Below are 21,541 nucleotides of genomic sequence, written 5' to 3'. Positions count from 1 at the left end.
AATTACTGCTATAAAAAATACAGTCAGGAATATATCAGAATCTACCTCCGATACTCCTGGCTGTATTTTTATCTGCATCTTGCCTTGTATCACTCTTTTTATTTTCCTGTAATTTTCATCATTCGTCGTTTTTACAGTCCAATAAAAAGGACTTTATATCTTTCTTATTTCATCTCGATCTTAAACAGTCTGGCTGCTTTTTCCTGCGGCATCTTCACTGCAAGATTTCCATTTTCGATCTTATATTCGCACATCTCTTCTTTCGGATAGATTACGGATACCTTACTGATCTGCTCTGCATCTTCCAGCGGGATCACCGCTTCTGTTGTTCCCGGTGTCCATACAGAAAGATAGGTATTCTTCTCTGCTTTTACTCCGTAAGCGAGAACTTCCGACTTCAGAGTACCGAAGCCCAGCGGGAAGAACGGCACACCGTCACGGACTTCCTCACGGATTTCCTTATACAGGGCGATTCCCTCTTTCATACGGTTCATGGAATTCTCGCCAAGCTTCCATACCATACCGCTGATATACGGGCGAAGGAGCATACCGTTTACCACATTGTAGATCACATGCTCTTCTTCATCCTCATACGGATATACCCACATACCACCCTGCTCAGGAGCAACCGCACTGGCTACATTGGCAGCAATATTGGCATTGTAGAGATAATCGGTCTGGTCACTGGTAGACTGCAGGCTTAAGACTTTCAGCATGCCATAGTCCATACGCTGTCCGCCGGAACCGCAGTTCTCCACAACAAGATCCGGATAATCACGGAAGATCTCCTCATACCACTGATGGAGGTATTCATAATGCTCACGGATGGCATCTGCACAGCTGTCGCTGTTCAACTCGCTTCCGTATCCCATGGTTACGTTATAGTCCACTTTAAAGTACTCTACACCGTAATCCCTGATCAGCCTGTCCACTACATCACGGCAGTATTTTCGTACTTCCGGATTGCGGAAATCCAGCATGTAACGTTTGTTGTCAATGTGACGTTTTCCATGGCGGCAGACAAACCAGTCGTCCGGAAGTTTGTTTGCCAGTTCGCAGGCAACTCCCATAACTTCGATCTCCAGCCAGAGTCCCATTTTCATTCCCTTACTGTGTGCGTAATCGCAGACTTCTTTCAGGCCGCCAGGGAATCTTCCGGACGCTTCTTTCCATTCGCCGACACGGTCCCACCAGAATCCATCGTCATACCATCCCGCATCCAGACAGTAATATTCGCATCCCAGCTCCGCTGCCTTGTCAATGATAGAAAGCTCACGCTCTGTTGTGGGATCTCCCATCAGACAGTTCATGTAATCGTTAAATACCACATTCAGTTTCTCATCGTCCGGATTTACCCTTCGTACTTTTCTACGATATCTGGTCAGTGCCGCTACTGCCGGATTCAGGCCACCTTTTACAACAGCTGCCCCTGCCGGAACGGTTGTGAAGCTTTCTCCTGGTTTCAGATTCTTATACCAGCCGTGCTCCTGCTCGGTGGCGCCACTTAAAGTAAGATACAGATTTCCGCCCTGAGCAGAACCGTATTCTACCAGCCACTGTCCGGAACTTTCAACCTGGAAAATATAAGTCTCCCCCGTTTCCCTGTCCTCAGCAATTCCCATTGGAAGGTACTCGCAGGTGGACCATGTTCCCTTTCCACTGTAACAATAACGGTTCAGGCCATATCCCTGATGATTGAATCCGTCTACAACCATTCCGTTTAAATTCAGTGTCTCGGCGTCATATTTCTGCCACTGTGCCTCGCAGCACCAGCTGTTAAACGGCACATAGATATCTGTTTTTTTGTAATAGGGCTTCTCTCCGCCTCTGGAAATCCCCTGATAGATAAAGGAAGAAACATGAGTCAGTCCCTGATCCTCGCTTCCCTCATTGGTGATCTCTGTCCAGGTCTGTACTGCTGGGATCCCGTCAAACAGACGCATATGATAAACGGCTTTCAGCTTTTCCGGAGAAACCATTACGATCTCCAGCTCTTTTCCGCCTTCCTGCTCCTTCAGTTCATGATTCTCATAGACAAAGTCCACAGAGGACTGATTGATGTTATTTTTGTAAGCATGCATATTCAGGCTGCCGGTACCGCTTCTGTGGATCTCAACAGCCGGATAATAGATGTCTTCCTTTGGCTCCATGGCTGCCTTTTTTACTTCCTGTGAAGAAAAATCTGCCAGCTCTACCACGCCGTTTTCACGGATACGGAACTGGATATCCAGGCCGTTTTCATGTAATTCGATTGTTTTCATGTTCCCGTTTTTGTAGCTCATACAAAATATCCTCCCGTTTTTGTAATCTTGATCTCAGTATAGCATCTGATCTTTTGCAAGGTGACAGGTATCATCCCCTGAATGTAAAAATGCAATATATTGTCGTATTTATTTTTCTGTGCTATACTGTCTCACAGATATTTTTTCACAGGTTTCTGATCCTGTGCCGCCGTTATCCCATAATATTTTCTGACGATCAGGAGGTTTGCCAAATGGATATTTTTCAGGACTCTTCCAGATATTTTCATATTTCCGCTTTTTATGCCCTTTCCCTTCCTTATTACCATATGGACCATCACACCCATTCCAGTTATGAGATCATGTATATTACTTCCGGTTCCTGCCGGGTTTTCTGCATGGATGAGGAACAGGACAGGGAATTTTCGCTGAAATCCGGACAGTTTATCTTTATCCGACCGGATGTCCCTCACAGGCTTGAAATCCCGGATGGTTTTCCCTGCTCGATCCTGAATCTGGAATTTTCCCTCACTTCCGAAAAAAGCCCGGTTTCTCTGGATCTTCTTCTGAAAAAAGATCCCGGATTTTCCCGGTTCTGGACCTTTATGGACTCCTCCCGGGGATTCTGTTCCGGCACAGATTCCAGGAATTTCGGATACAGCCTGAAAGATCTTCTCACCTTTTTGCAGCGAGGTTCCGGTGAGATAAAAGAGGAAGAATTTCTCTTCTTTCTTCTGTTTGGCCGGATGCTTACAGAGCTTGCCTTCTGCTCCCGCTCCAGCCGGAACACACAGGGAAGTGCTTATCTAAAAAAAGCTCTCCACTATATTGACGAGCATTATCTAGAAGACATTGATATTCCTGCCATTGCCGCATATGCAGGGATCAATAAGTCCTACCTCCAGGCGCTTTTTACAGAAAAAAACAGCTGCACCATCAACACTTACATTAACCGCAAGCGTATGGAACAGGCCGCCTTTCTTCTGTGCAACAGTACTCTGCACATTACGGATATTGCCTTTTCTTCCGGATATAACAGCCGGCAGCATTTTGCACATACCTTCGAAAAATTTTATCATATGAGTCCCTCCCGGTACCGGAGCCTGCATACCCGTCCTCTTCGTTCGGATACGGAAAAAAAGCGGTATCATATGGCAGATGGGCTGAAACTGGAAAGTGAACCTTTTCCTGTGACATAAAAAAATCCAGCCGGATCACAGAGATTTTATATCTCATTAGTAATCCGGCTGGATTTATTTTATTATCGAACTTTCTATGGAAGCAGATTCTGCATACTCTTCAGACTGATCGCCAGTGTAGAAGTATTATGCAGAAGTGCAGATGTAGTCGGCTGCAGGATTCCTGCAACACCACAGGCGATAAGGCCTGCATTAAAGGTAATGATGAAACGGTAATTACGTCTGATACGCTTCATCAGTGCATTACTGATTTCTTTCAGAACAACCAGTTCCTGAAGATCATCGGCACCTACGGTAATATCTGCGATCTCACGGGCAATTTCAGCGCCATCGCTGATGGCAATACCCACATTGGCTGCGGAAAGTGCCGGAGAATCATTGATTCCGTCACCGACCATGATAACCTTTCTTCCGGCTTCCTTCTCTTTTTCGATGAAATTGGCCTTATCCTCAGGAAGTACCTCGGAATAATATTCATCCACGCCCACACGTCTGGCAATAGCTGCCGCTGTACGCTCGCTGTCTCCTGTCATCATAACGATCTTGGAGATTCCTGCCGCGCGCAGTGCCTCTACAGAAGCTTTTGCCTCCTCGCGAAGCGGATCCTCAATACAGATCACAGCTGCAAGACGTCCGTCAATGGCCAGATACAGATGGGAATATTCCTCCGGAATGCTGTCGAATTTCTCCTGACCATCCTCCGGGATCACGCAGTTCTCATCTTCAAATACAAAGTGATAACTTCCGATCACTGCCTTATGGTCCTCGATCGTGGTGGAAATTCCATGTGCCACTACATATTCAACCTTGGAATGCATCTCCTCATGTGCCAGATGTTTCTTCTTGGCTGCACTGACAACGGCCTTGGCCATGGAGTGCGGGAAATGTTCTTCCATACATGCGGCGATACGAAGCATCTCATCCGGATTGTTGTTATCAAAGGAAACCACATCTACAACGGTTGGTTTCGCTTTTGTCAGAGTTCCGGTCTTGTCAAATACGATGGTATCTGCCTCTGCCATGGCCTCCAGGTATTTACCGCCTTTTACTGTAACTTTATGTGTACCGGCCTCACGGATCGCGGACAGTACGGAGATCGGCATTGCAAGCTTCAGTGCACAGGAGAAATCTACCATGAGGATCGCAAGAGCCTTGGTAGCGTTTCTGGTAATCAGATATGTAAGTGCAGTTCCTCCAAGAGTATACGGAACCAGCTTATCTGCCAGATGCTCTGCCTTTCCTTCCAGGGAAGATTTCAGCTTCTCGGATTCCTCAATCATGGTGACGATCTTATCATAACGGCTGGAACCACCTACCGTCTTCACACGGATGGTGATCTCACCTTCCTCCACAACAGTGCCCGCATAGGCAACGCTGCCTTCTTTCTTGCATACAGGTACAGACTCACCGGTAAGAGACGCCTGATTGACCATAGCCTCTCCATCCGTAACACTTCCATCAAACGGAATTACAGTACCCATACGTACGACAACCTCGTCTCCCGGCTGAACTTCTCCGGACTCTACAAGGATTTCCTGATCGTCTCTCTTCAGCCATACCTTGCCAACATTCAGTGACATAGTCCTTGCAAGGTCACCTACAGATTTCTTATGTGTCCACTCTTCCAGGATCTCACCGATTCCAAGCAGGAACATAATGGAACCTGCAGTACCAAAGTCCTGACGCAGTACGGATACACCGATTGCAGTTGCATCCAGAACCGGCACCTCGATCTTGCGGTGAAGAAGTGTATCGATTCCCTTCCAGATATATTTCAGGGAAGTAGCTGTTGTATAAATTGCATTCAGCGGATATGGCAGGAAAAGTCTTCTTCCATAATGATAAATGACCTTGGAGATCAGCTTCTCCTGATATTCTGCATTCAGTGCTCTTCCTGAGCTCTGAAGCACCTGTGAAGGTACTTCCACATCCTGATAATGAAATTCTCTGATACCGCGGATGACCGCATCCCTGCTGCCCTGATAATTCACAACCGCATCGCAGGTTCTCTCATATACCTTGGCGGAAGCCACTCCGTCAAGATTCTCAAGATAATACAGTAATGTATCTGCCTGATCATAGCTCATTCGCTTCTGGGCAAGATGGATACGAAGGCGGCCTCTTGTCTCATGTTTAATATAAAATTTCACGGGAAATCGCCTCTTTACTCAGCTGTCTCTTCAGTTGCGGCTTCTTTTGTCTCTTCTGCTGTCTCTTTGAACGCATCCTCATCTGCAGTCTCTTCTGCTGTCTCAACATCCTCTACAGCCTCTTCTGCTGCGGCTCTCTCCTCATTGATTCCCTTAGCCTCAGCGTAGATATCCTCCGCGTTCTCCTGAAGGCTTGTAGCTGTTTTCATGATGCAGTCCTTAGCTCTTAAAACGGCTGCTGTGCATCCTGTGTAAAGCTTCTTCGCATCCTTGCTTGTAAGGATCTTGATTCCTGCTGTTCCAAAAAGAACACCTGCTGCAAAAAGTCCTGATTTTTTGAATTTAAAATCTACCATAATAATTTTTCCTCCTAAATATATAATTTTTATCATTTTAATGATTTCCGGTGGACAATTTCCCATGCCTGCCCCGGTATTTTCATCATTATAAAATGCTTGTAAAAAAATGTCCAGTGTTTTTTTTGTGAATTTAACACAATTTGTTGAATTTTCAGTTAATTTCCCCTAACAGTTAAGTTTTACTAATAGTTTCGTTTTTCTAATTTTTAGTCTGTACAAACCTTTTATTTCCTATTATATAGGGAATATCTCTTTGCTGTGTTTATCCCACTTCATGAACCGGAAGCAATGCAAGTGTACGAATATTCTGCTCATTGATCTCTCCGCAGGCCCGAAGTCCCGCAAGGATCACTTCGTTAAGTTTCTGCCCGGACAGATGGCAGATGGTATCATCATCCAGCTCCACTGTGCAGGCTCCCTTGGTACTGCAGGCTACCCGGTACATATTTTTGCGGCTGATGGCCCCGATGGACTCCAGTGTATTAATCATACGGTATACCGTTGCCACACCGATCTTCGGATCCAGTGCGGAAGCCCTGTAGTAGATTTCCTTACAGCAGGAGCACTCCCCCTCCAGAATGATATCAAGCAGGATTCTCCTCTGTCTGGTGATCCTTAATCCCCGCTCTTTCAGCTTCTCTATAATAAGATCCTTCTGCATCTGTGTATGTCGGTAACATCCTGTTCTCTTTTCTTCTTTCTCAGCTTTTGCGTTCTGCATTCTGATCCCTCCTTTATTATTGAGAAAACTTTTCTTTTATCTAATAAGTTAGTATACTCCAACTATGGTTAGTTATAAATAACTCTTTGGGTATTTTTTCGTCTATTGAGGATTTCGCCGGAATGCGGTATAATAATTCGTGAATCTATCCATACGAAACCGTCGTTTTGACAAAATGACGAAAAATCCCCTTTCGTTTTTTCGTCAGAATGACAAGAAACTGCCGGAAACTTTGTACGATTCAGCTCTAGCTCTTTTCCTTCATTTTCGATATACTGTTAACCAGCAAAGGAAATTACGTAAAAAACAATATATTAATTTTGGAGGGAAACAACAATGGCAAGTTTATCATTATCTCACATTAATAAAACTTATCCAAACGGCTTCCAGGCAGTTAAAGATTTCAACCTGGAGATCGAAGATAAAGAGTTCATCATCTTCGTAGGACCATCTGGATGTGGTAAATCTACAACACTTCGTATGATCGCAGGTCTTGAGGAGATCAGCGGTGGTACACTTAAGATCGGTGACAAAGTCATGAACGATGTTGAGCCTAAGGACCGTGATATCGCAATGGTATTCCAGAACTACGCTCTGTATCCTCATATGACAGTTTATGATAACATGGCATTCGGACTTAAACTTCGTAAAGTTCCGAAAGATCAGATTGATAAAGCAGTTCGTGAAGCAGCAAGAATCCTTGACCTTGACAAACTTCTTGATCGTAAACCGAAGGCTCTTTCCGGTGGTCAGAGACAGCGAGTTGCCATGGGACGTGCTATCGTTCGTAATCCTAAGGTATTCCTTATGGATGAGCCTCTTTCCAACCTGGATGCTAAACTTCGTGTACAGATGCGTATCGAGATTTCCAAGATCCATCAGAGACTTGGTGCTACAATCATCTATGTAACACATGACCAGACAGAGGCTATGACACTTGGTACCAGAATCGTTGTTATGAAAGACGGTGTTGTTCAGCAGGTTGATACACCTCAGAACCTGTATCAGAAACCAGGCAACCTCTTCGTTGCAGGATTCATGGGATCTCCGCAGATGAACTTCCTTGATGCTGTTATCTCCGAAAAAGGCGGCAACATGATCGCTACAATCGGTAACGAGCATGAGGTTATTGTTCCGGCAGCTAAAGCTAAAGTTCTCAAAGACAAAGGCTATGTTGGAAAGAAAGTTGTTCTTGGTATCCGTCCTGAGGATATCCATGATTCTCAGATGTTCCTTGAGACATCTCCAAGCAAACCAATGAACTCTGTAGTTAAAGTTTACGAGCTTCTTGGTGCCGAAGTATTCCTGTACTTCGATGTTGACGGAACTCAGGTTACAGCACGAGTTGATCCTCGTACAACAGCTAAAACTGGTGATCCGATCAGATTTGCATTCGATATGGAGAAAGCTCACTTCTTCGACAAAGAGACAGAGCTTACAATCACAAACTAATTCTTACCGAATTACAAAAAATGAATTTAACCCCGGGGATATATTTTCCCGGGGTTTCTTTTTTACTCTGCACAATTTTCACTTCATCTACAGAAAGGACTCAATTTTTATGAAAATACAGCAAACACTTCAAAAATGTCTGGATGACTGGAACCGGATCAGTGGACTGGATTTCTGTATTCTGAATGAAAGTAATCAAGTTTTCGCTTCCACCGGAGACAGAAAGCTTCCATCTGCCGAAAAACTCACCCAGTTCCGTGAAGATCCTGCTTTATGCATTTCCAACCGTTCCTGCAACCTCTACAAATTAAACGGCACATCCGGCGATATGCTTCTGACTGTATGGGGTTCCACGGATTCTGCTTCTACCATCGGAGAACTTGCTGTCTGCCAGGTAGAAAGCCTTCTTACTGCCTATGCGGAAAAAACGGACAAAAATTCCTTCATGCAGAACCTTCTTCTGGAGCGCTACTCTCAGGTGGAAGCCTTCAACAAAGCTGCCCGTCTCCACATTGCACCTTCTGTCCGCCGTGCAGTATTTCTTGTGGAAACCAAACAGCATAAAGATGAAAATGCTCTGGCAACCATCCGGAATATCTTTTCCGCCCGGACCCGTGACTTTATCACTGCCCTGGATGATTCCGGCATTATTGTTGTCCGTGAGCTTCAGAGCACAGAGGGCTATGAAGAGCTTGACGGAATTGCCTGTATGCTTGTAGATATGCTGAATACAGAAGCCATGACTTCTGCCTGGGTCTCCTACAGCAATGCTGCCGACGATATTATGCAGCTTTCTGATGCCTACAAAGAAGCGCGTACTGCTCTAGAAGTCGGAAAAATCTTTTATGTAGACAAAAATGTCTTCGGCTACAACCGCCTTGGTATCGGCCGCCTGATCTATCAGCTTCCGACGCAGGTCTGTGACATGTTCGTAAATGAAATTTTCGGAGATGAGTCTCTGGATTCTATTGATGATGAAACACTGAATATTATCCGAACTTTCTTTGAAAACAACCTGAATCTTTCCGAGACATCCAGACAGCTTTATGTACACAGAAATACTCTGGTGTACCGTTTTGAAAAGCTTCAAAAACGATTCGGACTGGATATCCGTACCTTCGAAGATGCACTGGCTTTTAAACTTGCCATGATGGTAACGGATTACATTACCTACTCCCGGAATCATGGAAAATAAATATCTCAGAAAATATAGTACATAGCACAAAAAAATCCCGGAAATATCTGACGGATATTTCCGGGATTTTATTTTTTACAGAGATATTTTTATTTCAGCAGCATCAGATGTTCCGGTGGAAGATACAGATACTTGGGAAGTCCCATGTCCGGATCTTCCATGAAACTGTTCTTGGGACGCATCCACCACAAACCGGCTGCTGCCTCCTCATCTTTCTTACGGATCATATACTGATGTTCAAACGTTGTTTCAATATACTCATCCACCTGCACTTCCAGGCAGTTCTCTCCAGGCTTCTCTTCCGGCCGGATCCAGTGTCCACGAATTCCCACGTGCGTAATATCTTCTGCCACTTTTTCTGCTGTATGAAGTTTCATTTTCCAGTCTGTGGCATAAATTTCGTGTTCTCCCAGCCGCTGAACTGCTGAAAAATTCTTACATCCGGTAAGTTTTGCCGCTTCCAGCATTCTGGGATTCTCAAACAACCGCTTCGTTTCATCGGTCACGAGGATACGTCCTCCATCCACAACAGAAAGCTCTTTACAGAATTTATAGGCCTCATCTCTGCTGTGAGTTACAAGAATCATATCCCCCGGATAATCCTTAAGAAAATCCTGCATCTCTCTCTGCAGCACATCCTTCAGAAATCCATCCAGTGCGGAAAACGGTTCATCCAGAAGGATTGCTTCCGGCTCTCCGATCATCATTCTGACCAGTGCCACTCTCTGCTGCTGCCCGCCGGAAAGCTGGGGTGGAAGACGTTTTTCCAGTCCCTCCAGATGATAACGCCGGATCAAATCCGACACTTTTTCCTGGACGGAGGCCTTTTCCCCACGGTAACCGCATCGGATATTCTGCTCTACGGTCATGGTTGGAAACAATGCATAATTCTGGAAAAGATAGCCAATCCGCCGTTTCTGTGGTTTCAGATTGATTCCTGCTTCCGAATCAAAGACTGTTTTTCCGTTAATTACAATCTTACCCCGATCCGGAGTCTCAATGCCCGCAATGCATCGCAGCGTCATGCTCTTTCCGCTGCCGGATGCTCCAAGAAGCCCGATGGCTGCCGAGCTGCCCTCAAATTGTACTTTCAGGGAAAAATCCCGGAAATTCTTTTCGATATTTACACTGACTGCCATCAGATCCACCTTCTTGTCTTCATTCCTCTTCCGGATACAATGTTAATCAGCGCTACAATCACAAAGGAAATCAGCACAATCACAACGACCCAGAAGCCTGCAGTTCCATAGTTTCCGGCTGCGGTCTCTGCAGCTATGGCTACCGAAACCGTTCTTGTTTTTCCAAGGATATTTCCGGCAAGCATGGAAGTTGCTCCATACTCACCGATGGCACGTGCAAAAGCCAGTACCGTTCCGGAAGCAATTCCCGGTCCTGCTGCAGGCATAACCACCTTCCAGAAGATCCGGTTATCGCTCATTCCCAATGTCTGGCCCGCGTAAATCAGATTCACGTCTACCTGCTCAAAAGCAGCACGTGCATTGCGGTACATCAGCGGAAATGCAATCACTGCAGCCGCGATCACACAGCCCTTCCAGGTCTGTACGATCTTAATATCAAAATTGTCCAGAAGAAAACTTCCAAGCGGTCTTTTCAGGCTGAAAATCAGGAGCAGAAAAAATCCTGCCACTGTAGGCGGAAGTACCAGAGGAAGGGTAAGGATACCATCCAGTACTGCTCTGGCTCCTGGTTTCAGTTTCATGATCTTACGGGCGCAGAATACCCCCAGAAAAAAGGCGATCACAGTAGCCACCAGACCTGTTTTTAATGAAATCCACAGAGGACTCCAGTTTATTTCTTTCAAAAATTCTGTCATCGTTCATTCCTGCACCGGCATTTACCGTATTTCAAAAAATTACTGCCGGTTTTCTGCATAATGATTATTTGGAGGTACTGTCTTCAGAGTCTGTGCTGTCCTCAGCCTTATATGCTGTGAATCCATAGTCCTCAAATACCTTGATCACAGCGTCAGACTCTACATAATCCAGAAATGCCTCTGCTGCCTTGGTGTCATCCTCAGATGCTTCTTTATCCTCAATAAGTCCTACCGGATAAAGAACCGGAGTCTGAAGGCTGGCTGCCGGTGCTTCTGCGATGATATCTACTTTATCCGCAACGGATGCAGCATCTGTCGCATATACTACACCAACTTCATTACTTCCCTCACTGACTGCAGCAAGTACATCTGTTACGTTCTTGCACTCGTTGATCTCCATCTCGTTTACATCATCCATGATTCCAAGGTTGTTGAAAATCTCACGGGCGTACTGTCCAACCGGAACATCCTCACCTGCAAGCGCCATATTCTCGGCAACTGTGATGTTCTCAAATCCTGTTACCTTTGTCTCTCCGTCCTTTGGTTTGATCAGAACAACTTTATTCTCAAGAAGGTCAACAACGGTGTCCTCTTTTGTCAGTTTCTCCTCTGTGAGGGCATCCATCTGTTTATCTGCTGCTGAAAAGAAAAGATCGCAGCGTGCGCCTTCCTCAATCTGTGTCTGCAGTGTACCTGAGCTGTCTGCGCTGTAGTAGATTGTCACATTCGGATAAAGTTCATTGAAATCTTTCTGGATCTCTTCCATGGAATTGCTGAGGCTGGCTGCGATAAAAACATAAACCTCACCTTTCAGATTCTCATCACCTTTCACCTCTGTGTCTGCCGCAAAAACACTTCCGGTCATAAGGCCTGTTGTCAGAATTCCTGCTGTAAGAGTTGCTAAGATTTTTTTCTTCATCTTTTTGTTCCTCTCCTTTTTCTGTTTCGTTCAGTTTCATTCAGTTTTGAATGGTTTCGTCTAATTTTACCCAAATGAATGTTTCTTGTCAAGCGTAAGGCCATTGCTGTTTTTTCATACACATGCTATCATGAAATACACTAGACAGTTTTCACTGTAATATCAGAATCTTAGAAGATAAGGAGAATTTTTTTATGAAACTCAGTGCACGTAATCAGTTAAAGGGAAAAGTCATCAACATCAACAAAGGCGCCGTAAATTCCATTGTTTCCATCGATATTGGCGGAGGAAATATCATCACAGCAACCATCTCCTGTGCCGCTGTGGAGGAACTTGGACTGAAAATTGGCTCTGACGCTTATGCGGTAATCAAGGCTACCAGCGTTATGGTGGGAATCGATGAATAAATTTTACACAGCCCAGGAAGTCGCCGATAAACTGAAAATCAAAAAGACAACCGTATACGAACTTATCAAGAGAGGCGAACTTTCTTCCTCAAAAATCGGCAAGCAGCTTCGTGTCAGCGAAGAACAGTTAGCACAGTATCTGGATGGAGCAGCGCAGATCAGTACTGCGGCGCAGACCCGTGACTATCAGCCGGAAAGTTCTCTTCTGAAAAGAGACTATCTTCTCCACTCCAGTGGACTGATCATCAGCGGACAGTCTTCCCCTGCCCTGGATCTTCTCTTAAATCAGCTTCCTTCCACTCCTGGAAGCCTTCCGGTACTGCAGTCTCATATGAATACCTACAACGGACTGTATTCCCTCTATTTTGAAAAAGTCCACCTGGCCTGTGCTGCCGCTTCCCCGGAGGATATCAAAAGTCTTGTTCCAGGAGTTTCTCTGACAGCAATCCGGTTCTGCCAGTATCCGGTTGGTTTTTATGTAAAAAAAGAAAATCCCAGAAATATCCGGGATTTTTCAGATCTTACACGGGCAGACATTATTTTTGCAAACCGCGAAAAAGGGAGCAGCCGAAGAGTTCTTCTTGACCGGCAGCTGAAGGCTTCCGAAATTTCACCGGAAGCCATATCCGGATACCGCAACGAACTGGTTTCCGACTATTCCACCGCCGCTGCCGTTGCCGGTGGACAGGCTGACACCGCTCTTGGCGAAAGCTGTGCTGCCAGAAGTTTTCCAGGGCTTACATTTCTTCCTGTCTGTGAGGAAACGCTGTATCTCATCCTGCGTTCCGAGAACCTCTGCGCTCCCGGTTTTCAGGCAGTGGCAGATACCATTGCATCCGAAAATTTCCGGCGCACCCTTTCTCTTCAGACCGGATATGATACTTCACATACAGGAGAAATTATCACCCTGTAATTACTTAATGGTTTGCGTTCATATATTCATATACTCTGGTTGATACCGCCCGGATTCCGGACTGCAGATGCCCTTCGGACGCACCACTTGAAAATACGCATAATACATAATCGTTCTTCTTTCCGTAAATAATTGCAATATCATGCTGAACAGAACTTGTTTCTCCTGTTTTGTTGGCACATACCACTCCGGATGGAAGACCTGCAGGAATTTTATAGCGTACAGTCTGATGGAGCAGAAGATTCAGCATTTCCTTGGAATACTGTTTGGACACACATTTGCCACGGTAAATCTGTTCCAGCAGTTTTCCGCAGTCCTTTGCGGATGCGGTATTTCTTCCTCCGTCACTTGCCCAGGAAGAGGATGACGGATGAAGGGAACTGTGGCAGCCTGTCTTTGTATATCCATTCTTTTTCAGATACTGGTTTACTACCGCGGTTCCTTTTACAAAACTTCCGCCTCCGTGGCGTCTTACCAGCTCATTGTAGCTTTCATTGTCACTGACTGTAATCATATCCCACAAAAGATTTCGAACGCTGGAACTGTACTGCATTTTTCCCTGTCTGATCTGATCGTAGGTAGATGCCATGACAAAAGCTTTGATGGTACTTGCCGGATACATTGCCTGATCATTTACATTCACAATATTTCCGGTTTTCAGATCTTTTATGTAAATGGACCAGTTTCCTCCGTAAGCAGACGCAAAATGCTCCATCTCAGCCTTAAAAGCGCTTAATTTATACTCAGACTTTGTGCTCTTTCTTCCCTGCCAGTCTACATACTGGCCATCCGGCGTTTTCATTGTCTTGGCCATGGTACCGTCAGATTTCAGATAATAACCGCTCTTCCAGCAATTGGTTGCCATCTTTCCATTTTTGTCGATATAGTATTTGCGGCTTCTGTAGGTAATCCATCCGGCTTTCTGTGTCAGTCGGCCGTTTCCACTTCCAAAATAATAACTTCCGTTAAATTTCTTTCCGTTTACGGTTATATTCAGCTTATGAAAATGTGTTCCAAAACACATTTTTCCCACGCCGTTGAAATAATAATAGCCACTTTTCAGCGCCATACCATGAAGTTTTCTCTGCTTTATATAACGGACATAAGTTTTTCCGTCTAATCTGCCACGATCGCCCGCATAATAATAGCCCCCGAAAGCTTTTCCGTTTACTTTCTGATCTGCAATTTTTACAAGGCCTTTTTCTCCTTTTGTAAAACGGCCATTGGGATCCGAAACATAATATCCCTGAAATGTAATTCCACGAACCGTCAGATTTTTAAAATAATAAACGGCCCGTTTCTGTATCAGACGTCCATTGCTGTCGAACATGTAAATGCCACGGTGCAAAAAATCTGTTTCCGGAATTGCCAGGTACTGCAGTCCTGTAATCTTTTTGTTTTTTGCATCCCGCAGACACCAGTTTGCACCGGACTTTTTCAGGTGCCTTCCACTATTATCCTGAAACAGGATTTTCTCTGTGCCGGACTCCGCTTTTACCTCACGGCAGTTTCCTGCCAGAACAATGCAAAAAATTGCTGTCAGCATAAATAAACACGCAAGCACAGCAATTCCCGGTTTTTTGTTATTAACTTTTACTCTTTTCTCTTCCATTTCTCTTTTTTACAGCCTGCCGGAGTTCCCGGCAGGCCCTTCCTCCTGTATGTACCTTTATGTAACTTTTACGGGATATTCGGATTTTGGTTACTCTTCTGACCAGTCTCCATTATCATCCCAGACAATGTCTCCATCACTGCCACTGTTACTGTCATCAATGACATCGTCTCCACTTCCACTATTATCACTGTCATCTACATAACCGCCGTCATCATTGCCATCATAGTTTCCGCTATCGCTGTTATCGTAATCTCCGCTGTCTCCGTCATCGCTGTTATCGTCGCTGTCATAACTGTTGTCTGAACTTCCATCATCACTGTTATCATAGCTGCTGTTATCAGAACTGTCGTAAGAGCTGTCATCTGTGGAAGAAGTATCGGTCACACTGGAAGTATCTGTACTGTCTGTGGAATCTGTACTGTCAGATTCACTGTTATCAGTCTCCACATTTCCCTGTGTACTCTTTTCACTCTTATCGCTTAAGCTCATGTAAGTCAGGTATGCAGAACCGTCCTGAATCATCAGTTTGGCCTTCTCCATATCGCCCAGCTCTGCACTGTAAATCTCATATGCGTTTCCATCTCCGTCTACAACTTTCATATCATAGATTGCATCTGTGGCAGAATCCGGTGTGTAATACATCTGTACCTGCTCCGCATCTTTGATGGTAGATTCCGCAGGAACGAGATTTTTGCCCCATTCTGTTCCGCCGGCTGCACGGAGATAAATCTCACGGATTTCACCCTTGGTACTGTTGGTAAGATATACAAATTTTGCAGTGCTTGTTTTTACACCAATCAGCTTCGGTGCCGGCGTAGAAGTCGGAAGCGGTGTGGAAGTCGCAGGGGCTGCAGTCGGTGCCGCAGTCGGAACTGGTGTCGGAGTTACTTCCACTGTATCTTTTGAGGAACTTCCGCAGCCGGCCGCACTCAGTGCTGCAGCTGCTGCCAGTGCAATCATAATTTTCTTATATTTCATAATAATTACCTCCAGAATTACTGTTTACACATATTTACGCAAGTAATGTTTTTCCGATAAAATATCCGAGAACCAGGATTCCGAGAATGATTCTGTACCATCCAAATACCTTGAAATCATGTTTCTTGATATATCCCATCAGGAATTTGATCGCCAGGATTGATACCACGAAGGATACCAGTACGCCTATGATCAGGATGATCAGCTCTGTGGAGCTGAAAGCAAATCCGAATTTCACAAGCTTCAGAAGGCTTGCACCAAACATAACCGGAATTGCCAGGAAGAAGGTGAACTCGGCCGCAACCGTACGGGAGGTTCCGGCAAGGATTCCTCCGATAATGGTAGATCCGGAACGGGACGTTCCCGGAATTACGGAGAGAACCTGGAAACAGCCAATAATCAGTGCGGTTTTAAATGTGAGCTTATCCAGTCTGGTACAGGTTGGTCTGCGGCGTTTATTGTAATTCTCAATCACAATAAAAAGAACACCATAAACGATCAGTGTGATCGCAACTACAACGTAGTTATAAAATTTCTCTTCAATGATGTCATTAAACGGAAGTGCGATGATGATCGTCGGCAGACATGCCACCAGGATCTTGAACCACAGAATCCATTTCTCCTTATCACAGTATTTCTCCACAAATGTAAGGATTCCTCTGGATACTGCCGGCTGTTTACGAAGGGCCATCTGTGTTTTTTTGGGAATCTTCCTTATGTAAAAAGGCCACAGCTTGTTCCAGTACAGAACAACCACTGCCATGATCGCGCCAAGCTGGATCACTACCAGGAAAAATTCCATAAATGCATCGGACACATTCAGCTTGACAAATTCATCTACCAGGATCATATGTCCGGTACTGCTGATCGGAAGCCACTCTGTGATTCCCTCCACAATGCCAAGAAGGATAACCTTCAGCAATTCTATAAAACTCATGTTAACTCCTTTCCAAAAGCACGTTTCGTTCTGTGCAAAAATAAGATAAGGACCGAGCCGGTATATAAACAGCAGCTCCGTCCTTATCAGTATATTACATATTTTTCAATTCGTAAACTTTGAATCTTTTATTTCGCAAAATTTACATATTTTTTACATTTCGCAACTCTTAATGATTGTCGATTGTCGCAATATCTACCAGAGTCAGGTTGTTCAGGTCTGTATTCTCAAGACTTGTAACCAGAGCCTCTGCAGTATCAAGGCTTGTAAGTACGTTAACACCTGTCTCAATGGCATTACGACGGATGACGAAACCATCTTTCTGATGCTCAACACCCTGTGGCGGTGTATCGATGACAACATCGATCTTGTGGCCAAGGATCAGGTCCATCAGGTTCGGAGACGGCTGCTCCAGCTTGTTTGTACGTGTTACCTTGATTCCGTTCTCAGTCAGGACGTTTGCAGTACCTCTTGTTGCAAAGATACGGTATCCCTGAGCCTCGAAACGTTTTGCGATCGGGATGATATCCTCTTTATCCTCATCCTTAACAGTGATGATCATCTGTTTGTGTTTCGGAAGACGGATTCCTGCTCCGATGAATGCTTTGTAAAGAGCCTCATTGAAGGTCTTTGCAATACCAAGGCACTCACCTGTGGATTTCATCTCAGGTCCAAGGCTGATATCTGCGCCTCTGATCTTCTCGAAGGAGAATACCGGCATCTTGATTGCGAAGTACTCTGCTTCTTTCTGAAGTCCCGGTGTGTAACCAAGCTCTTTGATCTTATGTCCAAGGATAACTCTTGTTGCAAGCGGAACGATCGGGATTCCTGTTACCTTGCTGATGTACGGTACTGTACGGCTGGAACGCGGGTTAACCTCGATGACATATACATCCTCGCCTACAACGATGAACTGAATATTGATCATACCGATTACATGAAGTGCCTGTGCAAGACGGCGTGTGTACTCGGCGATGGTGTCTTTTGCTTTCTGGCTGATGGTCTGTGCCGGATATACGGAAATACTGTCTCCGGAATGGATACCTGCACGCTCGATGTGCTCCATGATTCCAGGGATCAGAATGTCCTCACCGTCGCATACCGCATCGACCTCGATTTCTTTACCCATGAGGTATTTATCAACAAGGATCGGATGCTCCTGTGCGATCTGGTTGATGATTCCGATATACTCTTCCACATCCTCATCGCTGACAGCGATACGCATTCCCTGTCCTCCAAGTACGTAGGACGGGCGGACAAGTACCGGATATCCCAGCTCGTTGGCAGCTTTTTTCGCCTCTTCTGCTGTGAATACAGTGTGTCCCTTCGGTCTCGGGATCTGGCATTTCTCAAGAATGGCATCAAAGAGCTCTCTGTCCTCTGCGGCATCTACATTCTCAGCAGATGTTCCAAGGATCTTAACGCCCATCTTGATCAGTGCTTCGGTCAGTTTGATGGCTGTCTGTCCACCGAACTGAACAACAGCTCCATCCGGTTTCTCGATATTTACTACATTCTCAACATCTTCCGGTGTCAGTGGCTCGAAATACAGCTTATCTGCAATATCGAAGTCTGTACTTACAGTCTCCGGGTTGTTGTTGATAATAATGGTCTCATATCCCTCTTTCGCAAATGCCCATGTACAATGTACAGAGCAGAAGTCGAACTCAATACCCTGTCCGATACGGATCGGGCCGGAACCAAGTACCAGGATCTTTTTCTTATCTTTTGTCTCGATTGCTTCGTTCTCTGTCTGGTCATCGCCGTATACAGAGTAGTAGTATGGTGTCTCTGCCGCGAACTCTGCCGCACAGGTATCAACCATCTTGTATGCGGCACGGATGCCGTACTCTTTACGAAGGTCTTTGATTTCCGCTTCTGTCTTACCTGTCAGGTCTGCAATGATGTAGTCCGGGAACTCCATACGTTTTGCTTCCAGAAGGAGGTCTTTGTCCAGTTTCTGAGTCTTCAAAGCCTGCTCCATCTCAACCAGGATAGCCAGTTTGTCGATGAACCAGATGTCGATCTTTGTGATGTCGTGAAGTTTCTCCTGGGAAATATTTCTGCGGAGTGCCTCTGCGATCTTCCAGATACGGCGATCATCTACGATATTCAGCTCGTCAAGGAGCTCCTCATCGGAAAGATGGGAGAAGTCGTAGGACATCAGGCTGTCTACGTGCTGCTCCAGGGAACGGATGGCTTTCATTAAAGCGCCCTCGAAGTTATGGCAGATACTCATAACCTCACCGGTAGCTTTCATCTGTGTGGTCAGTGTACGTTTTGCTGTGATGAATTTATCAAACGGCAGACGCGGGATCTTAACGACACAGTAGTCCAGCATCGGCTCGAAACTTGCGTATGTTTTGCCAGTGATGGCGTTCGGGATCTCATCCAGTGTGTAGCCCAGTGCGATCTTGGCTGCAACCTTGGCGATGGGATAACCGGTAGCCTTACTTGCAAGTGCGGAAGAACGGCTTACACGAGGGTTAACCTCGATGACGCAGTACTCAAAGCTCTCCGGATGAAGGGCGTACTGTACGTTACATCCACCTGTGATACCAAGCTCTGTGATGATGTTAAGAGCAGATGTACGGAGCATCTGATACTCTTTATCACCAAGTGTCTGGGAAGGAGCAACTACGATGGAGTCACCGGTATGGACACCAACCGGGTCAATGTTCTCCATGTTGCAGACTGTGATGCAGTTTCCTGCGCTGTCTCGCATTACCTCGTACTCGATCTCTTTCCATCCGGCGATACATCTCTCTACAAGAACCTCACCTACACGGGAAAGACGAAGACCGTTTTCAAGGATCTCACGAAGCTCCGGCTCGTTGTGCGCGATACCGCCGCCGCTTCCACCAAGTGTGTAGGCAGGACGGAGAACAACCGGATATCCGATGGTCTGTGTAAATTCCACACCATCTTCTACGGTTGTAACGACCTTGGATGCTGCAACCGGCTCGCCGATCTTTTCCATGGTATCTTTGAATTCCTGACGGTCCTCAGCTTTACGGATGGTTGCTGCTGTGGTACCGATGAGGCGTACGTTATGCTCTTTCAGGAAGCCTTTCTCCTCAAGCTCCATGGCAAGGTTCAGTCCTGCCTGGCCGCCCAGTGTAGGAAGTACACTGTCCGGTTTCTCTTTGAGGATCAGCTGCTCTACGACCTCAACAGTCAGAGGCTCGATGTAAACTCTGTCTGCGATGTCTTTATCTGTCATGATGGTAGCAGGATTGGAGTTTAAAAGTACAACCTCCATGCCCTCTTCCTTCAGGGAGCGGCATGCCTGGGTTCCTGCATAGTCAAACTCTGCTGCCTGGCCGATTACGATCGGACCTGAGCCGATTACAAGTACTTTTTTTATGTCCTTATTCCTTGGCATTATTTCTCTCCTCCCATCATCTTCATGAATCTGTCAAACAGGTAACTGGAATCCTGTGGTCCCGGGCATGCTTCCGGATGGAACTGTACCGTAAAGATGTTCTTTCCATTATATGCCATACCCTCGTTTGTTCCGTCGTTGACGTTTACAAATGCAGGATGTGCGATATTTTTCTCCTCAAGGCCCTCTGCGTCTACAACGTAGCCATGGTTCTGGGAAGAAATATATACTCTTCCTGTCTCAAGGTCTTTAACCGGATGATTTCCGCCTCTGTGACCGTATTTCATCTTATGGGTATCTCCGCCCGTTGCAAGAGCCATAAGCTGATGTCCAAGGCAGATGGCAAAGATCGGCACATCAGAGTCATAGAGTTTTTTGATTTCTTTAATAATAGAAGTACATTCCTTCGGATCTCCAGGGCCGTTGCTGAGCATGATGCCGTCCGGATTGTCTCCAAGGATCTCTTCTGCGGATGTCAGAGCCGGGTAAATAGTAACCTGGCATCCTCTCTCATTCAGTGAGCGTGCAATGTTTTTCTTGGCGCCCAGATCAAGAAGGGCAACCTTCGGTCCGTTCCCCTTAAGCACTTCCTTTTCACGGCAGGAAACCTTCTCTACCACTTTTCCTGTTGTATATGCTTTTAATCTGGGGATGATTGTATCCAGGTCATAGTTCTCGTCAACTGTGATCATTCCGTTCATGGTTCCCTTCTCACGAAGGATCTTAGTCAGTGCTCTGGTATCAATTCCTGCGATTCCCGGAATGTCGTTTTTGCTCAGAAAATGCTGAATGGTGTCTACGCTTCTGAAGTTGCTGGGAACTCGTGATAATTCGCGTACAATAAATCCGTCAATCCACGGCTTCCTTGATTCCTGGTCATCATAACAGATTCCGTAGTTTCCGATCAGCGGATATGTCATACACACCGCCTGTCCTGCGTAAGAAGGATCTGTCATTACTTCCAGATAACCGGTCATGGAAGTGTTAAAGACAATTTCACTGATGACTTCCCTTGCAGAACCAATGCTGGTTCCTGTAAATACATGGCCATCTTCCAATATCAGAAATGCTTTCATACAATCTCCCTTTCTTTGTTCTCTTATTTTATCCTAAATCTTCAAGATTGTATCACAGGAATCGCCATTTTTCAACACCCTATACAAAAAAAATGCATAAAACTAACTCGAAATATTTTTTTCAAATTTTTTTAATTTTTTTGAATTTTTCTATTGACATT

The 21,541-nt window shown here is 45.4% G+C and carries 17 protein-coding genes; 5 read left to right on the top strand and 12 right to left on the bottom strand.

Annotated elements, in window-relative coordinates; all coding sequences use genetic code 11:
• Positions 1 to 164: 164 nt before the first annotated feature.
• Positions 165 to 2,282: a glycoside hydrolase family 36 protein gene (locus KQI39_RS06795; RefSeq protein ID WP_216417372.1), complete on the bottom strand. Its 2,118-nt coding sequence runs from the start codon at positions 2,280 to 2,282 to the stop codon at positions 165 to 167.
• A gap of 212 nt (positions 2,283 to 2,494) precedes the next feature.
• On the opposite strand from KQI39_RS06795, the gene KQI39_RS06790 reads away from it, so the two are divergent.
• Complete coding sequence (locus tag KQI39_RS06790) at positions 2,495 to 3,439, top strand: AraC family transcriptional regulator (protein WP_216417370.1); 945 nt, start codon at positions 2,495 to 2,497, stop codon at positions 3,437 to 3,439.
• 74 nt (positions 3,440 to 3,513) lie between these two features.
• Here the strand turns inward: KQI39_RS06790 and KQI39_RS06785 are convergent, their stop codons facing one another.
• The 3 genes from KQI39_RS06785 to KQI39_RS06775 form a co-directional block, all read right to left on the bottom strand.
• A complete protein-coding gene (locus KQI39_RS06785; RefSeq protein ID WP_330653965.1) occupies positions 3,514 to 5,589 on the bottom strand; it encodes a heavy metal translocating P-type ATPase in 2,076 nt (691 codons plus the stop codon).
• A 14-nt stretch (positions 5,590 to 5,603) separates the two neighbouring features.
• Positions 5,604 to 5,945, bottom strand: coding sequence for a DUF6110 family protein (locus tag KQI39_RS06780; protein ID WP_216417368.1), 342 nt, complete (start codon positions 5,943 to 5,945; stop codon positions 5,604 to 5,606).
• Positions 5,946 to 6,210: 265 nt separating this feature from the next.
• Positions 6,211 to 6,669 carry a transcriptional repressor gene (locus KQI39_RS06775; RefSeq protein ID WP_216417366.1) on the bottom strand — a complete coding sequence of 153 codons (459 nt, stop codon included), beginning with the start codon at positions 6,667 to 6,669 and terminating at the stop codon, positions 6,211 to 6,213.
• A 336-nt stretch (positions 6,670 to 7,005) separates the two neighbouring features.
• On the opposite strand from KQI39_RS06775, the gene KQI39_RS06770 reads away from it, so the two are divergent.
• Both KQI39_RS06770 and KQI39_RS06765 read left to right on the top strand, forming a co-directional pair.
• Positions 7,006 to 8,121: an ABC transporter ATP-binding protein gene (locus tag KQI39_RS06770; protein WP_216417364.1), complete on the top strand. Its 1,116-nt coding sequence runs from the start codon at positions 7,006 to 7,008 to the stop codon at positions 8,119 to 8,121.
• Positions 8,122 to 8,230: 109 nt separating this feature from the next.
• Complete coding sequence (locus KQI39_RS06765; protein ID WP_216417362.1) at positions 8,231 to 9,316, top strand: PucR family transcriptional regulator; 1,086 nt, start codon at positions 8,231 to 8,233, stop codon at positions 9,314 to 9,316.
• 89 nt (positions 9,317 to 9,405) lie between these two features.
• On the opposite strand, the gene KQI39_RS06760 is transcribed toward KQI39_RS06765, so the two are convergent.
• From KQI39_RS06760 to modA, 3 genes are all read right to left on the bottom strand, one after another.
• Positions 9,406 to 10,455, bottom strand: coding sequence for a sulfate/molybdate ABC transporter ATP-binding protein (locus KQI39_RS06760; protein WP_216417358.1), 1,050 nt, complete (start codon positions 10,453 to 10,455; stop codon positions 9,406 to 9,408).
• Positions 10,455 to 11,150 carry a molybdate ABC transporter permease subunit gene (modB, locus tag KQI39_RS06755; RefSeq protein ID WP_216417356.1) on the bottom strand — a complete coding sequence of 232 codons (696 nt, stop codon included), beginning with the start codon at positions 11,148 to 11,150 and terminating at the stop codon, positions 10,455 to 10,457. The genes KQI39_RS06760 and modB overlap by 1 nt, the downstream gene beginning before the upstream one ends.
• Before the next feature lie 64 nt (positions 11,151 to 11,214).
• Positions 11,215 to 12,069: a molybdate ABC transporter substrate-binding protein gene (gene modA / locus KQI39_RS06750; RefSeq protein ID WP_216417354.1), complete on the bottom strand. Its 855-nt coding sequence runs from the start codon at positions 12,067 to 12,069 to the stop codon at positions 11,215 to 11,217.
• Positions 12,070 to 12,263: 194 nt separating this feature from the next.
• On the opposite strand from modA, the gene KQI39_RS06745 reads away from it, so the two are divergent.
• Entirely contained in the window at positions 12,264 to 12,476 is a 213-nt protein-coding gene (locus KQI39_RS06745; protein ID WP_216417352.1) for a TOBE domain-containing protein, read from the top strand.
• Positions 12,469 to 13,389, top strand: a complete 921-nt coding sequence (locus tag KQI39_RS06740) for a helix-turn-helix transcriptional regulator (protein ID WP_173761792.1) — start codon at positions 12,469 to 12,471, stop codon at positions 13,387 to 13,389. The genes KQI39_RS06745 and KQI39_RS06740 overlap by 8 nt, the downstream gene beginning before the upstream one ends.
• A 4-nt stretch (positions 13,390 to 13,393) precedes the next feature.
• On the opposite strand, the gene KQI39_RS06735 is transcribed toward KQI39_RS06740, so the two are convergent.
• The 5 genes from KQI39_RS06735 to KQI39_RS06715 form a co-directional block, all read right to left on the bottom strand.
• Entirely contained in the window at positions 13,394 to 15,001 is a 1,608-nt protein-coding gene (locus tag KQI39_RS06735) for a serine hydrolase (protein WP_216417350.1), read from the bottom strand.
• Positions 15,002 to 15,091: 90 nt separating this feature from the next.
• The gene (locus KQI39_RS06730; protein ID WP_216417348.1) at positions 15,092 to 15,982 is read right to left on the bottom strand and encodes a hypothetical protein; all 891 of its coding nucleotides are present in this window, start codon (positions 15,980 to 15,982) and stop codon (positions 15,092 to 15,094) included.
• A gap of 34 nt (positions 15,983 to 16,016) precedes the next feature.
• Positions 16,017 to 16,919, bottom strand: a complete 903-nt coding sequence (locus KQI39_RS06725; RefSeq protein WP_216417346.1) for an undecaprenyl-diphosphate phosphatase — start codon at positions 16,917 to 16,919, stop codon at positions 16,017 to 16,019.
• Positions 16,920 to 17,088: 169 nt separating this feature from the next.
• Positions 17,089 to 20,304 carry a carbamoyl-phosphate synthase large subunit gene (gene carB, locus KQI39_RS06720; RefSeq protein WP_216417344.1) on the bottom strand — a complete coding sequence of 1,072 codons (3,216 nt, stop codon included), beginning with the start codon at positions 20,302 to 20,304 and terminating at the stop codon, positions 17,089 to 17,091.
• On the bottom strand, positions 20,304 to 21,380 hold the full coding sequence (locus KQI39_RS06715; protein WP_015527400.1) for a carbamoyl phosphate synthase small subunit: 1,077 nt from the start codon (positions 21,378 to 21,380) through the stop codon (positions 20,304 to 20,306). Before KQI39_RS06715 ends, carB begins: the two co-directional genes overlap by 1 nt.
• Positions 21,381 to 21,541 lie beyond the last annotated feature (161 nt).

The sequence above is a fragment of the Blautia sp. MSJ-36 genome (assembly GCF_018917985.1).
GTDB lineage: Bacteria > Bacillota > Clostridia > Lachnospirales > Lachnospiraceae > Blautia_A.
Note: the sequence above shows the minus strand (reverse complement) of the source record. Positions and strands in the feature narration are given on the sequence as shown.

Excerpts from the sequence above, each read along its gene's own strand:
- KQI39_RS06795 (WP_216417372.1), bottom strand. The coding sequence starts at position 2,282 with ATGAGCTACAAAAACGGGAACATGAAAACAATCGAATTACATGAAAAC.
- KQI39_RS06790 (WP_216417370.1), top strand. The coding sequence starts at position 2,495 with ATGGATATTTTTCAGGACTCTTCCAGATATTTTCATATTTCCGCTTTT.
- KQI39_RS06780 (WP_216417368.1), bottom strand. The coding sequence starts at position 5,945 with ATGGTAGATTTTAAATTCAAAAAATCAGGACTTTTTGCAGCAGGTGTT.
- KQI39_RS06775 (WP_216417366.1), bottom strand. The coding sequence starts at position 6,669 with ATGCAGAACGCAAAAGCTGAGAAAGAAGAAAAGAGAACAGGATGTTAC.
- KQI39_RS06770 (WP_216417364.1), top strand. The coding sequence starts at position 7,006 with ATGGCAAGTTTATCATTATCTCACATTAATAAAACTTATCCAAACGGC.
- KQI39_RS06765 (WP_216417362.1), top strand. The coding sequence starts at position 8,231 with ATGAAAATACAGCAAACACTTCAAAAATGTCTGGATGACTGGAACCGG.
- KQI39_RS06760 (WP_216417358.1), bottom strand. The coding sequence starts at position 10,455 with ATGGCAGTCAGTGTAAATATCGAAAAGAATTTCCGGGATTTTTCCCTG.
- modB (WP_216417356.1), bottom strand. The coding sequence starts at position 11,150 with ATGACAGAATTTTTGAAAGAAATAAACTGGAGTCCTCTGTGGATTTCA.
- modA (WP_216417354.1), bottom strand. The coding sequence starts at position 12,069 with ATGAAGAAAAAAATCTTAGCAACTCTTACAGCAGGAATTCTGACAACA.
- KQI39_RS06745 (WP_216417352.1), top strand. The coding sequence starts at position 12,264 with ATGAAACTCAGTGCACGTAATCAGTTAAAGGGAAAAGTCATCAACATC.
- KQI39_RS06740 (WP_173761792.1), top strand. The coding sequence starts at position 12,469 with ATGAATAAATTTTACACAGCCCAGGAAGTCGCCGATAAACTGAAAATC.
- KQI39_RS06735 (WP_216417350.1), bottom strand. The coding sequence starts at position 15,001 with ATGGAAGAGAAAAGAGTAAAAGTTAATAACAAAAAACCGGGAATTGCT.
- KQI39_RS06730 (WP_216417348.1), bottom strand. The coding sequence starts at position 15,982 with ATGAAATATAAGAAAATTATGATTGCACTGGCAGCAGCTGCAGCACTG.
- KQI39_RS06725 (WP_216417346.1), bottom strand. The coding sequence starts at position 16,919 with ATGAGTTTTATAGAATTGCTGAAGGTTATCCTTCTTGGCATTGTGGAG.
- carB (WP_216417344.1), bottom strand. The coding sequence starts at position 20,304 with ATGCCAAGGAATAAGGACATAAAAAAAGTACTTGTAATCGGCTCAGGT.
- KQI39_RS06715 (WP_015527400.1), bottom strand. The coding sequence starts at position 21,380 with ATGAAAGCATTTCTGATATTGGAAGATGGCCATGTATTTACAGGAACC.